The sequence below is a fragment of the Lentzea sp. HUAS12 genome (genome assembly GCF_024125735.1).
Lineage (GTDB): Bacteria > Actinomycetota > Actinomycetes > Mycobacteriales > Pseudonocardiaceae > Lentzea > Lentzea albida.
This window is the reverse complement of the sequence record NZ_CP099738.1, coordinates 6985861-6998156: the sequence shown is the minus strand read 5'-3', so window position 1 is coordinate 6998156 and position 12296 is coordinate 6985861. Positions and strand designations below refer to the sequence as shown.

The following is a 12296-nucleotide window of genomic DNA, read 5'->3' as shown; positions in this document are numbered from 1 at the left end:
CCGAGTCCGGTCGAAGTCGTGGATGTTTCACGTTGAACATTCGCCCCGTTCTCACCAGGGCACGGTCCCGGTGTCGTCGAACAGGCCGCCGGTAGGACCGTCGTCCGGCAGCGTGGCCAGCCTGATCGCGATCTTCGCCCCTTCCGCGGGCGTGCTCGTCCCCTGGAACCCGTTGAGGTCGGTCGCGACGTAGCCGGGGCAGGCGGCGTTGACCTTGATGTTCGTGAGCTCCTTGGCGTACTGCACCGTGAGGGCGTTGAGGAACGTCTTCGACGGCGTGTATGTGCCGTTGACCTCGCCGAACTCCACGTCCGGAGTGGTCTGCAACGTCAGTGACGCGAGGTGGCTCGACTGGTTCACGATCCGCGGTCGTGCGGAACGGGCCAGCAGCGGAAGCATCGCGTTGGTGACCCGGACGACGCCGATCACGTTGGTCTCCAGCACCTCCCGCAGGCTCCCCGGTGTGGCGGCGGACGGCGCCGCGGGCCACGCCCCGGCGATCGCCGCGTTGTTGACCAGCACGTCCAGGCGGCCGAACCGTTCCTCGAACAGTGCCGCCGCTGCCAGGACGCTCTCGTCGTCGGTCACGTCCAACGGCACGGCGAACGCGTCGACGCCGCTCGCACGCAGCTTCGCCGCTGCCTCCTCGCCGCGCCGGGCGTCCCTCGCGCCGACTCCCACGGTCATGCCGAGACCGGCCGCGATCTCGTAGCCGATGCCCTTGTTCGCGCCGGTGACCAGCGCAATCGTCTGTTCGCTCATGCAGTTGATCGTGGTCGGAGGCGTCGCCGGAACCAACACCACTCCGGTCTGGCAGCGATACCCGGCCGGTATCGATACGGTGGTCGGGTGGAGACCCGAGAGCTCCGGTACTTCGTCGCCGTGGCGGAAGAACTGCACTTCGGCCGCGCCGCCGACCGCCTCGGCATCGCCCAGCCGCCGTTGTCGAGGACGATCGCGCAGCTCGAACACCGGCTGGGAGTCGCGTTGCTGACCCGCACCAGCCGCAAGGTCTCGCTCACGGCCGCAGGCGCGGTGCTCCTGGCCGAGAGCAGGGCGATCCTCGGGGCGGTCGCCGCGGCGGAGAGGCGGACGCGGACCGTCGACCGGCCGTCGCTGGTGCTGGCCGCCAAGGCGGGTGGCTCCGGCGAACTGCTCGCGAAGCTGCTCGACGCCTACGCCGCCGAACCCGGTGCGGTTGAAGTCGACCTGCTGCTGTGCGAGGCCCACACGTCGCAACCGCTGCTCGACGGCAGGGCCGACGTGGCGCTGCTGCACGAGCCGTTCGACTCGACCGCGGGTCTCGACGCCGAGCCCCTGCACACCGAGAGCCAGTTCGCGATCGTCGCGAGCTCGCACCCGCTGGCCGGCGCCGAACGGCTGCGGATGGCGGACGTCGCCGACCTGCCGGAGCTCGTGCGCTGGCCGGAGCCCGACGGCAGCTACCTCCCCGGTCCCGGTGTGGAGGTGCACAACCTGACGCAGCTGTTCCAGCTGATCGCGCTGGGCCGCGCCGTCGCGGTCATGCCGGAGGTCGTCCGTCCCGGGCTGGGTGAAGGACTGGCCGCGGTGCCGGTTGTGGACGCGCCGAAGGTGACGACGGTGATCGCGTGGCCACCGCACAGCAGGTCGCGCGCGGTCGCCGACCTGGTCAGGGTCGCGACGGGCTTCAGCTGACGGGCGCGCGGCTCAGGACGACGGCGAGCCCGAACGCGACGCCCATGATCGTGATCTCCAGGACCGCCCACTGCACGATCGCGGTCACCTTGTGCTGGGAGATCTTCGGCAGCAGCCGCCACCGGACGTGCGCGCCGAGCACCGCGACCAGGCCCGCGCACACGAGCTTGCCGAGGAACAGCAACCCGTAGCCGGTCGTGAACAGCGACCGCGGGAACGGCACGACGGGGTTCAGGACCAGCTCCAGCAACCCGTTGAACAGGCCCGTCACCGCGACGACGATCAAACTGACGGTCGCGATCTTCGAGAACTTCGGCAGCGCGATCGCCAGCAGTCCCTTGCGGTGGGCGACCAGCGCGATCAACGCGCCGAGCCCACCGGTCCACGCCGCGGCGCCCAGCACGTGCAGCTCCATGGAGACCATCGAGTAGTCGTGGTACTTCCAGTTGGAGGCGTGCCCGGTCACGGGGATCGGCAGCAGGCCGAACATCGAGATCAGGATGCGCAGTTCGGCGGGCACGGACTCGCCTCCGCGCACGGCCATCACGCCGACGACGAGGTAGACGAACGCGCAGGCCGCGCTGAAGAGCAGGCCCTTCCCGGCGCCGACGGTCGCGACGTAGTCGACCGCGTTGCCGACGCTGACGTCGCTGCCCGGCCGCAGTTCGGCGGCCTGCAGCACGATCGCCAGCAGGGCCGTGACCATCCAGACGGCGGCGGCGACCACCGCGGCCGGCCGGGCGATCCGCATGACGGGTTCGGTGTGCGTGGGCCGGTCGAAGCCGAGCAGCTTCGGCAGGATCGACAGCCCGACGACGACCGTCGCCGAGACGTCGAGCAGCACCCGCGTGACCGGAAGGCCGTACCGGACCGCCGCCCCGGCGTCGAGGACCCCGGCGACCACCACGGGTGGTGCCAGCACGAGGCCGAGCGCGACCCCCGCGAGCGCGCCGAGCCCCAGGCCGGCGAGCACGCGGTAGTGGGTCGGGGCGGTGGTCCGGACGTCGCTCATGCCTTCGTGTTCCCGCCGCGCAGCGCGAAGAACACGCCACCGCCGAGGAGCACCACGGCACCGACGATCCACACCCACACGGGCAGTCCGCCGCCCGAGTCGGAGGCGCCGGTCGAGGCGTCGGCGTTCGCCGGAGCGGTGGGCGTGCCCGTGCCGTCCTTGGTGAGCGTGAAGGTCAGCTCACCGGAGACGGGGTGGCCGTCCGCGGACAGGATCCGGTAGCCGATCTTGTACTCACCGGCCTTGCCCAGGGCGTTGACCTTCGCGGACACCGCGGTGTCCTTGATCGTCGGGTCGCCCGCGACCTCGTAGTGGCCGCCGTTCGCGTCGACGACCGTGATCTCGTTGATGCCCTGGCCGCCCTGCACGTCCTGGTCGAACGTCAGGGTGATGGTCGAGGGACCGGCCTCCAGCGAGGACTTGTCCTTCGGGTCGCTGCCGATCAGGGCGTTGTGCGCCGCCGCGGGCGCGGCCGTGGCGAGCACGGCCGCACCGGCGAACAGGAACGCGATCAGAGCGCGCTTCATGCCTTGCGCCTCGAACGCAGGATCGCGCCGACGCCGAGACCCAGACCGAGGGCGCCGACGGCCAGACCGGCGCCACCGAGGTAGCGGGCGGTCGAGTCGGAGCCGGCCGCGGACGCCTCGTGGGTGTCACCGCCGGTGGCGGCGGTGTTGGACGCGCCGTGGCCGTGGTCGCCCTCGCCGGCCTTCTTCGGGGCGAGCTTCAGCGCGGGCGCCGGGTGCTCCGGCTCCTTGCCGTCGGCGCCCGGAGCCTGCGACCAGTCGACGACCTCGCCGTTCTCGTAGGTCTGCTTGGTCGGGAGCAGCAGGGTGTCCTTGCCCTCCGGCAGCGTGCCGAGCGCGACGTAGAACTCCTGGTACTCGTTGACGCCGATCTTGGTACCGGCCTCGGCGGTCCAGGTGATCGAGGTGAACGCCTCGGTGATCTCCTTGCCGGAGACCGTCACGGGCTTGTCGAGCTTGCCCTTGACGACCTCGGCCTTCCAGCCGGTCAGCGGCTTGGTGCGCACCGACGTGAGCGGCGTGTCCTGCGGCAGCGTCACCTCGATCTTGGTGGTCCCGGCGCTGTCCCGCTCGTTCGGGACGCGGAACGCGAAGGTGGCGCGACCGCCCTGGGTGAACTCCGCGGGCTGGGCGCTGACGTGCGCCGATGCGATGGTCGGGGTGCCGAGCACCGCGATTCCGGCAACGGCGAGGACGGCGAGCGTGCGCACGCCGAATCGATTCGTCGACATGAAGTTGTGGCTCCTGATTGCCAAAGGGTGTTCGTACGAGGGATACGGATGATCAGGAGTCACAGGGCGGGCCGCGCCGCCGATTCGCGCGCACGACGTCGAGGTAGAGCGCGTTCTGGACGTACGGCGTGCTGGTGAACGTCCGCACCGGCGTCGAGACCGGCAGCGGCGTGAGCCTGCGGGGGATCAGGCGGGTGACGGCGGCGATGAGCCTGAACAGGGCGTTCTCGGCGTGGAAGAGCAGCAGCCCGGTCAGCGTCGCCGCGACGAGGTGCGCTGCGAACATCGGCCAGGTCAGCGTGTTGTTGTGCTCGTGGTTGACCCAGGTCAGCAGCAGGTGCTGCGCGAGCTGGGCCGTGCCGAGGCCGGCGATGACCGAGAGCCTGCCGGTGCGCTTGTCGGCCAGGGACGCCGCCGCGAACGCGATCAGCACCACCAGAGGCAACGCGTGGACGAACTCACCGATCTCGCCGCCGCCCAACCCGTGGGCGGTGATGGTGAGCGCCGCGGACGTCAACGCGAGCGCGGCACCGCGAAGGGTGCGCAACTCATTCGTCCGTGTACTCACGAGGATTGAGGGTAATCGGAGGAGTTTGGTCTGGTCCACGATCGGGTAGCCCGGGCCGCATGACCGTTCAATGCGACAAGCCGGGGCGGACCGACCGGGTTGTTTTCGGCGTTGCCGCAGGTCTCACGCTTGCGTTCGTGACCTGGGGGATCGTCGGTACAGACTCGTTGGCCTCTGCCTCGAAGGCCGCGCTCGGCTGGATCATCCAGCACCTCGGCTGGGCTTTTGTGCTCTCGGCCACTGGTTTCGTGGTCTTCGCGCTGTGGCTCGCGTTCAGCCGCTACGGCAAGATCCCGCTCGGACAGGACGACGAGAAACCCGAGTTCAAGACCGTGTCCTGGGTCGCGATGATGTTCAGCGCGGGCATGGGCATCGGTCTGATGTTCTACGGCGTCAACGAGCCGCTGACCCACTTCGTGAAGCCGCCGCCCGGCACCGACGGGGACCCGTTGGAGACGGCGATGGCCACCACGCTGTTCCACTGGACGCTGCACCCGTGGGCGATCTACGCCATCGTCGGCATCGCCATCGCGTACAGCAGCTTCCGCCGCGGCCGGTCGTCGCTGATCAGCTCGGCCTTCACGCCGCTGCTCGGCAGGCGGGCCAGCAAGGGCTGGGGCCGGGCCATCGACGTCATGGCGATCTTCGCGACCTTGTTCGGCTCGGCGGCGTCGCTGGGCCTCGGCGCGCTGCAGATCGGGTCGGGCCTGAACGCCGCCGGCTGGGGCGGTGAGGTCGGCAAGGGCGTGCTGGTCGCGATCATCGCGATCCTGACCGTGGCGTTCGTCGCGTCCGCCGTCTCGGGTGTCGCCAAGGGCATCCAATGGCTGTCGAACATCAACATGGTGCTGGCCGTCGTGCTGGCGCTGTTCCTGTTCGTCGTGGGCCCGACCGTGTTCATCCTGAACCTGGTGCCCACCGCCATCGGCGACTACTTCCGCGAGCTCGCGACCATGGCGGGCCGCACCGGCGCGTCCGGTGGCGACGCGACCGAGGCCTGGCTGTCCGGCTGGACGATCTTCTACTGGGCGTGGTGGATCTCGTGGACGCCGTTCGTCGGCATGTTCATCGCCCGCATCTCGCGCGGCCGCACGATCAAGCAGTTCGTCGCCGGCGTGATCCTGGTGCCGTCCGCGGTGTCGCTGGTGTGGTTCGCGATCCTGGGTGGCACGGCGATCTTCGAACAGCGCTCGGGCGCGGACATCGCCGGTCAGTCGACGCCGGAGTCGCAGCTCTTCACGCTGCTCGACCAGTTCCCGCTCGCCGCGGTCGCCGGTGTGGTCGTGATGGTGCTGGTGGCGATCTTCTTCGTGTCCGGCGCGGACGCCGCGTCGATCGTGATGGGAACGCTCTCGCAGGAGGGCACGATCGAGCCCAAGAAGCCCGTGGTGATCTTCTGGGGCGTGCTGACCGGTGCCGTGGCCGCGGTGATGTTGCTGGTCGGCGGGTCGAACGCGCTGACCGGCCTGCAGAACCTCACGATCATCGTGGCGCTGCCGTTCATGGTCGTGATGGTCGGCCTGTGCGTCTCGCTGGCCAAGGACCTGCGCTCCGACCCGATGATCAGGCGTGAGGAACGCGTCGCCGAGGTGATGGAGGAGGTCACCGCGCACCTCGACCCCGGTCAGGTGGTCGAGGAGGCGGCAATGAAGGCGGTCGCCGAGGTGACCGGGAAGGTGCCGAACGTCAGCGAACGTTCAAACGCCTGAGCAGTTCCTGCTCCAGCACTTCCAGATCGGTCGCGACGGCCCGGTGCGCTGCTTTGCGCCGGGCCGTCGGCATGCGTTCGGAAGCGCGCACCGCGGCGAGCAACTGCGCGAGTCGTGACTCGGTCTTCGAAACCCAATCGGAATCTGCCGCGCGCACCGTCTCGAGCGACTCCGAAAAGCCGACAATTCGCGCGTGCAGCCGGGCGCCGTATCCGGAGTACTTCCCGATGTCCGCGACGTCGATGCCGAGCCGGCGCGCCCGATAGCGGTCGTACTGCTCGCTCAAAACCCCAGCTCCGCGGGCGATCACCGGGGCGAGCACCGGAATGAGCGCGGGAGCCACCACCTTCGCGACACCGACCAGGTTCTTGGCTCGGCCGGGCGTGAAGCCTGCCTTCGCTTTGCGCGCCATTCGGGTACTCCTCCTCCGTCACGTGAAACTTACTGCCCAGGTTGCCGACACAGCAGGTGGACGCGCGACATACCCTGCATCCTGTGACTTCCCAGGTGCAGCTAGACGCCGGCGTGGTCACTCGTTGTCGGCGGCGGGTGCACCTCGAAAACGATCCGGAGATGCGCGACGCTCCCAAGGCGGCGCCGGATCCGGCTTCGGAACAACGGAAAGCGGACGCGGCGAACCACCGCCGTGCGGTGGCGGACGCGCTCGGGAGAATCGTCGGCTCGAACCTCTTCGAGGTGCCGAGCGGACCCGACGTGCGCAGCGCCGACCGCGAACGGGTGACGCTCGCGGCCATGGAGATGGGCGCGCCGTACATCTGGGGCGCCGCGCTGCCCCGCGACCCGCGCGGTGGCCGTCGCGGTGGGATCGACCTGCTGGTCAAGGACACCACCGGCTACGTGCCGGTGCTCGTGGTCCGGCACAAGATCACCGACCCCGGCCACGGCGCCCGCACGAGCCCGTTGTCCATGCCGCTGCCCGACGGCAGCCGCACGGACCCGCACCGCAAGGTCCGCCCCCAGCCCCGTGACCAGCTGCGGCTGGCCCACGCGCAACGGCAGCTGCAGGCCGCCGGCCACGCGCGCAACGGACGGGCCACCGGCGGTGTGATCGGCATGGACGCCGACGTGGTGCTGTGGCACGACCTGGAGGCGCCGACGTGGCCGGGCGGCCGCAACGCGCTGGCCGAGTACGACGCGCGGTTCAGCGACAGGCTGTCCGTGGCGCTGGCGGCCGCGAACGAGAAGGAGCCGCTGGCCCGTCCGTCGCGGATCGTCGACTGCAAGACCTGCCCGTGGTGGCCGACCTGCGACAGCGAACTCAAGCGGGGCAGGGACGTCAGCCTCGTCGTGCGCGGCGAGGACGCCGTGGCGTTGCGGAAGATCGGCCTGTCCACTGTGGACGAGCTGGCCGAGCTCGACCCGTTCGCCGAGGGCCCGATCCAGCTCGTCGGCATGCCGTTCGGCGACGCCGTGGTGCTGGCGCGGGCGTGGCTGCGCGACCTCACACTGGTGCGCCGCGTGCCCGAGATGAACGTGCCGCGCGCGGACGTCGAGGTCGACGTCGACATGGAGAGCTTCGGCGACCTGGGCGCGTACATGTGGGGCTGCCTGCTGTCCGGAAAGGACATCGACGAACCGCACGGCTACCGCGCGTTCGTGACGTGGGACGCGCTGCCGTGCGACGACGAGGCCCGCTCGTTCGCCGAGTTCTGGACGTGGCTGACCGGCATCCGCCTGCGCGCGAAGGCACGCGGCCTGTCGTTCCGCGCCTACTGCTACAACGAGCTGGCGGAGAACCGCTGGCTGCTGGCGTCGGCGGAGCGGTTCGCGGGCAAGCCCGGCATCCCGACCGTCGCGCAGGTCAAGGAGTTCATCAACTCCGACTCCTGGGTGGACCTCTTCGGCATCGTCCGCGAGCAGTTCCTGTGCGCGCACGGCAAGGGCCTGAAGGTCATCGCGCCGGTCGCGGGCTTCTCGTGGCGCGACCCGGAGGCGGGCGGCGAGAACTCGATGCGCTGGTACCGGGCGGCCGTGGGGCTGAACGGCGACGAGCTCGACGTGGACCAGCGGCGGCGGCTGCTGGAGTACAACGAGGACGACGTCCTGGCCACCCACCGCCTGCGCGAGTGGATGACCTCGGACGCCATGTCCCGGTTGCCGTACGCGGGAGATCTCTAGCGCGGCGACTGCAATCGCCGCCGCGCTAGCGGGGTGCCATGCGGAGAGCGCCGTCCATGCGGATGACCTCTCCGTTCAGGTAGTCGTGCTCGATGATCGAGAGCGCGAGCTGCGCGTACTCCGACGGCTGCGCCAGGCGCTTCGGGAACGGGATGCCGGCGGCGAGGCCCGCGCGGAACTCGTCGGAGACCGTGGCGAGCATCGGGGTGTCGACGATGCCGGGCGCGATGGTCAGCACGCGGATGCCGACGTTGGACAGGTCGCGGGCGGCCGGGAGGGTCATGCCGACGACGCCGCCCTTGGAGCTCGCGTAGGCGACCTGGCCGATCTGGCCGTCGAACGCGGCGATGGACGCGGTGTTGATGATGACGCCGCGTGCGCCGTGCTCGAGTTCCTCGGTCTTGCCCATGGCCGCGGCGGCCAGGCGCAGCACGTTGAACGTGCCGATCAGGTTGACCTCGATGACCTTGCGGTAGAGGTCGAGGTCGTGCGGGCCGGACTTGCCGACCGTGCGCGTCGACGGGCCGATGCCCGCGCAGTTCACCGTGATGCGCAGCGGGTGACCGGAACCCGCCGCGGTGTCGACGGCGGCCTGGACCTCCTCGCCCGACGTCACGTCGGCGGCCAGGTACGTGACGTTCTCGACCGCCTCGGCCTTCTCGATGGCGCCGGCCAGGTCGAGCGCGAACACCTGCGCCCCACGCGCCGCCAGCGCACGTGCGGTCGCGCCGCCGAGGCCGGACGCGCCACCGGTGACGATGGCCGCGGTACCCGAGATCTCCATGCCTTCATCCTCCTCGAGAGAACTGCTCGCGAGGAGGTTAACGCTCGTTACCTAGAGCTCACGCGGTCGGTCAGGTGGAGCAGGGCCACCAGCGGCACGGCTGCCAGGAGCGCGAGGCCGATGAAGATCGTCGCGGTCATCAGAATTCCCATGCTCAGAACTGTGCCGTTCGAGCGTGTTCGAAACATCGCCCGCGCCGGTAGACCTCTGGTAGGAGATGTGTCACGGTCCGCTACGACCAAAGTCGTACGCGTCTCAGGGTCTGCTCCGTTCGGGCGTGGGGTATGCGTCACTCGGAGCCATGCAAGATAGTTAGCCTCGCGTACCTTTATGGACGTGTTCACCACGCGCCCCGAACTCGTCGGCACCTTCGGCATGGTCGCTTCGACCCACTGGCTGGCCTCCGCCTCGGCGATGGCGGTCCTGGAGGACGGCGGCAACGCCTTCGACGCCGCGGTGGCGGCCGGATTCGTGCTGCAGGTGGTGGAACCGCACCTCAACGGCCCCGGCGGCGAGGTCCCGATCATCTTCTCGGCGGCCGGAGCGGCCCCTCGGGTGCTCTGCGGGCAGGGCGTGGCGCCCGCCGGCGCGTCGATCGAGCACTACGCGGACCTGGGCCTCGAACTGATCCCCGGCAGCGGGTTGCTGGCCGCGACCGTGCCCGGTGCGTGGGACGGCTGGCTCACCCTCCTGCGCGACCACGGCACCAAGACGCTCCGTGAGGTGCTGGACAAGGCCATCGGCTACGCCCGCGACGGGTTCCCGCTGGTCGAACGTGCCGTGCACACCATCGGGATGGTGTCGGACCTGTTCCGCGACCACTGGCCGACGTCGGCCGCGCAGTGGATGCCCGACGGCGTCCTGCCGGCGCCCGGAGGCCGGTTCCGCAACCCGAAGCTCGCCGACACCTGGGAGTGGCTGCTCGCCGCCGCCGAGGCCGCCGGAGCCGATCGCGAGGCGCAGATCGAAGCCGCGCGCCGGGCGTGGTCGCAGGGGTTCGTCGCCGCGCAGATCGACGAGTTCTGCCGTTCGGAGTTCCGCGACGACTCGGGTCGTGACCACGCGGGTGTGCTGACCGGTGCCGACATGGCGTCGTGGGAGGCGTCGTACGAGGACGCCGTCGTCGCCGACTTCGGCGAGTGGTCGCTCGTGAAGGCCGGCGCGTGGACGCAGGGACCCGCTCTGGTGCAGCAACTCCGGCTGCTGGAGGGTTACGACCTGTCCTACGTGGACGGAAAGCCCACCGCCGAGACGCTGCACCTGGCCGTCGAGGCCGCGAAGCTCGCGTTCGCCGACCGCGAGGCCTGGTACGGCGACGTCCCGGACGTGCCGCTGGAGACCCTGCTGTCGCGCTCCTACGCTTCAGAACGCCGTGCGCTGATCTCCTCCGAGGCTTCCCTCGAACTGCGCCCCGGCTCGCCCGACGGCCGGGAACCGTTGCTGCCCAAGCACATCACCAGCGGACCGTCGGCTCTGGTCTCCGACCCGACCGGCGCGATCGGCGAACCCACCGTGGAGCGCTCCGGCGTGACGCGTGGCGACACCGTGCACGTGGACGTCGTGGACCGCTGGGGCAACATGGTCTCCGCGACCCCGTCCGGCGGCTGGCTGCAGTCGTCGCCGACGATCCCGTCACTCGGCTTCTGCCTGGGCAGCCGCGCCCAGATGTTCTGGCTGGACGAGGGACTGCCGAACTCGCTGGCCCCCGGCAAGCGCCCGCGGATCACGCTCTCGCCGTCGATGGCACTGCGCGACGGCCGCCCGGCGCTCGCGTTCGGCACCCCCGGCGGCGACCAGCAGGACCAGTGGCAGCTCGGCTTCTGGCTCGCGCACCGGTCGGGCCTGAACCTGCAGGAGGCGATCGACTCGCCGATGTGGCACTCGAACGCGTTCCCGAGCTCGTTCTACCCGCGTGCCTGGACGCCGGGCGAACTCGTCATCGAGAACCGCGTCGGCGCGGACGTGCTGGAGGACCTGCGTTCGCGCGGCCACCTGGTCGTGGACGCGGGGGAGTGGACTCTCGGCCGCATGTCCGCCGTGGCAAGGGATTCCGCCGGCGGACTCCTGCGCGCCGGGGCGAACCCGCGCGGTACGCAGGGCTACGCGGCGGGCCGCTAGCCGTTGACGACCTCGGTGCCGTCGTAGATCACGCCCACGTCGCTGCCCGAGTCGTGCAGCGTCGAGACACCGGCGGCACCGGCGACGTCGCTGACCTGCTCGACCTGTGGGAGCTGCGGGAGCGCACTCGCGCCGGCGGTGCCGGCCATCGCGGCGAGCGCACCGGCGGCGATCCCGGCGGACGCGACGATCTTCTTGAGGCTCAACGCGTTCCGCTCCTGGAGGTCTGGGAGAAGTGGAACGGCGCCCGATTCGAGGGGGAGGGAATCAGGCGCCGCCCCGGCCAGGGAAAGTCCGGATCAGATGTCGACGTGCGCGAAGCCGTTCCACGGCTCGGTCGGCTCGTTGAGGCCCAGCAGCGTGGCGGCGGGCACGCCGTTGCCACCGGCGTCGACGTTCTCGACGATCGCGGTGACGTCGCCGTCCAGCTCGTTGATCGCCTGGACCTTGCCGTCGACGTCGGACGTGTCGACCTTCGCGAGCTCGCCGACGGTCGCGATGTCACCCAGCTGACCACCGATGTCGGGCTGCGTGTGCGCGGTGGCGTCCGCGGTGTCGGCGAGTGCGGTACCACCCAGGCCGAGCATGACGGCGGTGCTGCCGAGGGCGACAGCGGCCCCCGCGACGGTCTTCCTGAGGTTCATGGGCGCGAACGTCCCGTGTTCGCCCCCTCTACATCAAGCTCCGTAACTCAGGCGAGGGAAGTTCTTCATCCTTTGGAGGGACGCCACTCCATTCCCACCGTGCAGACCCGAACGTCCGCCCGCCACACCGTGATCGCGTAAGTGCCCGCTTTCGTTCCGGTGCGCGCCAGGAAGTCGACGGCGCATTCGAGGGTGTAGCGGCGGCGCCACTCGTCGCCTTTCTTTATGTACCAACCGTGGTCGAGGACTTCCTCGACCTGTGCGAGGTCCAGCGCACCGCCGGGCAGCCTGCGGTGGTACTCGATGCGGTGGAGGTGGTCCATGACCAGGACGTTCCTCACTGCACCCGAGGAGTGAGAATCTCAGTTCCCGGATCTCGCCTCTACC

The 12296-nt window shown here is 70.1% G+C and carries 14 protein-coding genes; 4 read left to right on the top strand and 10 right to left on the bottom strand.

From position 1 onward, the window contains the following. Positions 1 to 51: 51 nt before the first annotated feature. Positions 52 to 762 carry an SDR family oxidoreductase gene (locus tag ND450_RS32325; RefSeq protein WP_253322162.1) on the bottom strand — a complete coding sequence of 237 codons (711 nt, stop codon included), beginning with the start codon at positions 760 to 762 and terminating at the stop codon, positions 52 to 54. A gap of 87 nt (positions 763 to 849) precedes the next feature. Here ND450_RS32325 and ND450_RS32320 point away from each other — a divergent pair, with 87 nt between their 5' ends. Next, positions 850 to 1677: a LysR family transcriptional regulator gene (locus ND450_RS32320; protein ID WP_253322161.1), complete on the top strand. Its 828-nt coding sequence runs from the start codon at positions 850 to 852 to the stop codon at positions 1675 to 1677. Here ND450_RS32320 and ND450_RS32315 read toward each other — a convergent pair. The 4 genes from ND450_RS32315 to ND450_RS32300 are packed head-to-tail and all read right to left on the bottom strand — an operon-like array spanning position 1670 to position 4515. Continuing rightward, positions 1670 to 2689, bottom strand: a complete 1020-nt coding sequence (locus ND450_RS32315; RefSeq protein WP_253322160.1) for a copper resistance D family protein — start codon at positions 2687 to 2689, stop codon at positions 1670 to 1672. The two genes, ND450_RS32320 and ND450_RS32315, sit on opposite strands and share 8 nt — an antisense overlap. Continuing rightward, entirely contained in the window at positions 2686 to 3216 is a 531-nt protein-coding gene (locus ND450_RS32310; protein ID WP_253322159.1) for a copper resistance CopC family protein, read from the bottom strand. The genes ND450_RS32315 and ND450_RS32310 overlap by 4 nt, the downstream gene beginning before the upstream one ends. Next, a complete protein-coding gene (locus ND450_RS32305) occupies positions 3213 to 3947 on the bottom strand; it encodes a YcnI family protein (protein WP_253322158.1) in 735 nt (244 codons plus the stop codon). Before ND450_RS32305 ends, ND450_RS32310 begins: the two co-directional genes overlap by 4 nt. Before the next feature lie 52 nt (positions 3948 to 3999). Next, on the bottom strand, positions 4000 to 4515 hold the full coding sequence (locus ND450_RS32300; RefSeq protein ID WP_253322157.1) for a hypothetical protein: 516 nt from the start codon (positions 4513 to 4515) through the stop codon (positions 4000 to 4002). Between the two features lie 59 nt (positions 4516 to 4574). On the opposite strand from ND450_RS32300, the gene ND450_RS32295 reads away from it, so the two are divergent. Beyond that, on the top strand, positions 4575 to 6224 hold the full coding sequence (locus ND450_RS32295; RefSeq protein WP_253322156.1) for a BCCT family transporter: 1650 nt from the start codon (positions 4575 to 4577) through the stop codon (positions 6222 to 6224). Here ND450_RS32295 and ND450_RS32290 read toward each other — a convergent pair. Then, positions 6202 to 6636: a DUF6474 family protein gene (locus ND450_RS32290; RefSeq protein ID WP_253322155.1), complete on the bottom strand. Its 435-nt coding sequence runs from the start codon at positions 6634 to 6636 to the stop codon at positions 6202 to 6204. The two genes, ND450_RS32295 and ND450_RS32290, sit on opposite strands and share 23 nt — an antisense overlap. A gap of 83 nt (positions 6637 to 6719) precedes the next feature. On the opposite strand from ND450_RS32290, the gene ND450_RS32285 reads away from it, so the two are divergent. Then, positions 6720 to 8363, top strand: coding sequence for a TM0106 family RecB-like putative nuclease (locus tag ND450_RS32285; RefSeq protein ID WP_253322154.1), 1644 nt, complete (start codon positions 6720 to 6722; stop codon positions 8361 to 8363). A 25-nt stretch (positions 8364 to 8388) separates the two neighbouring features. On the opposite strand, the gene ND450_RS32280 is transcribed toward ND450_RS32285, so the two are convergent. Continuing rightward, positions 8389 to 9147 (bottom strand): SDR family NAD(P)-dependent oxidoreductase, encoded by a 759-nt coding sequence (locus ND450_RS32280; protein ID WP_089907526.1) that lies wholly within the window; start codon positions 9145 to 9147, stop codon positions 8389 to 8391. 336 nt (positions 9148 to 9483) lie between these two features. On the opposite strand from ND450_RS32280, the gene ND450_RS32275 reads away from it, so the two are divergent. Continuing rightward, positions 9484 to 11265 (top strand): gamma-glutamyltransferase family protein, encoded by a 1782-nt coding sequence (locus tag ND450_RS32275; RefSeq protein WP_253322153.1) that lies wholly within the window; start codon positions 9484 to 9486, stop codon positions 11263 to 11265. Here the strand turns inward: ND450_RS32275 and ND450_RS32270 are convergent. The 3 genes from ND450_RS32270 to ND450_RS32260 all read right to left on the bottom strand — a co-directional run bounded on the left by ND450_RS32270 (position 11262) and on the right by ND450_RS32260 (position 12232). Then, positions 11262 to 11471 (bottom strand): hypothetical protein, encoded by a 210-nt coding sequence (locus tag ND450_RS32270; RefSeq protein WP_253322152.1) that lies wholly within the window; start codon positions 11469 to 11471, stop codon positions 11262 to 11264. The two genes, ND450_RS32275 and ND450_RS32270, sit on opposite strands and share 4 nt — an antisense overlap. 93 nt (positions 11472 to 11564) lie before the next feature. After that, positions 11565 to 11909 carry a hypothetical protein gene (locus ND450_RS32265; RefSeq protein ID WP_253322151.1) on the bottom strand — a complete coding sequence of 115 codons (345 nt, stop codon included), beginning with the start codon at positions 11907 to 11909 and terminating at the stop codon, positions 11565 to 11567. Between the two features lie 65 nt (positions 11910 to 11974). Further along, positions 11975 to 12232: a hypothetical protein gene (locus ND450_RS32260; protein WP_253322150.1), complete on the bottom strand. Its 258-nt coding sequence runs from the start codon at positions 12230 to 12232 to the stop codon at positions 11975 to 11977. Positions 12233 to 12296: the final 64 nt, after the last annotated feature.

Coding starts and splice junctions, on each gene's coding strand:
- ND450_RS32325 (WP_253322162.1), bottom strand. CDS start 762: ATGAGCGAACAGACGATTGCGCTGGTCACCGGCGCGAACAAGGGCATC.
- ND450_RS32315 (WP_253322160.1), bottom strand. CDS start 2,689: ATGAGCGACGTCCGGACCACCGCCCCGACCCACTACCGCGTGCTCGCC.
- ND450_RS32310 (WP_253322159.1), bottom strand. CDS start 3,216: ATGAAGCGCGCTCTGATCGCGTTCCTGTTCGCCGGTGCGGCCGTGCTC.
- ND450_RS32305 (WP_253322158.1), bottom strand. CDS start 3,947: ATGTCGACGAATCGATTCGGCGTGCGCACGCTCGCCGTCCTCGCCGTT.
- ND450_RS32295 (WP_253322156.1), top strand. CDS start 4,575: ATGACCGTTCAATGCGACAAGCCGGGGCGGACCGACCGGGTTGTTTTC.
- ND450_RS32290 (WP_253322155.1), bottom strand. CDS start 6,636: ATGGCGCGCAAAGCGAAGGCAGGCTTCACGCCCGGCCGAGCCAAGAAC.
- ND450_RS32280 (WP_089907526.1), bottom strand. CDS start 9,147: ATGGAGATCTCGGGTACCGCGGCCATCGTCACCGGTGGCGCGTCCGGC.
- ND450_RS32265 (WP_253322151.1), bottom strand. CDS start 11,909: ATGAACCTCAGGAAGACCGTCGCGGGGGCCGCTGTCGCCCTCGGCAGC.
- ND450_RS32260 (WP_253322150.1), bottom strand. CDS start 12,232: ATGGACCACCTCCACCGCATCGAGTACCACCGCAGGCTGCCCGGCGGT.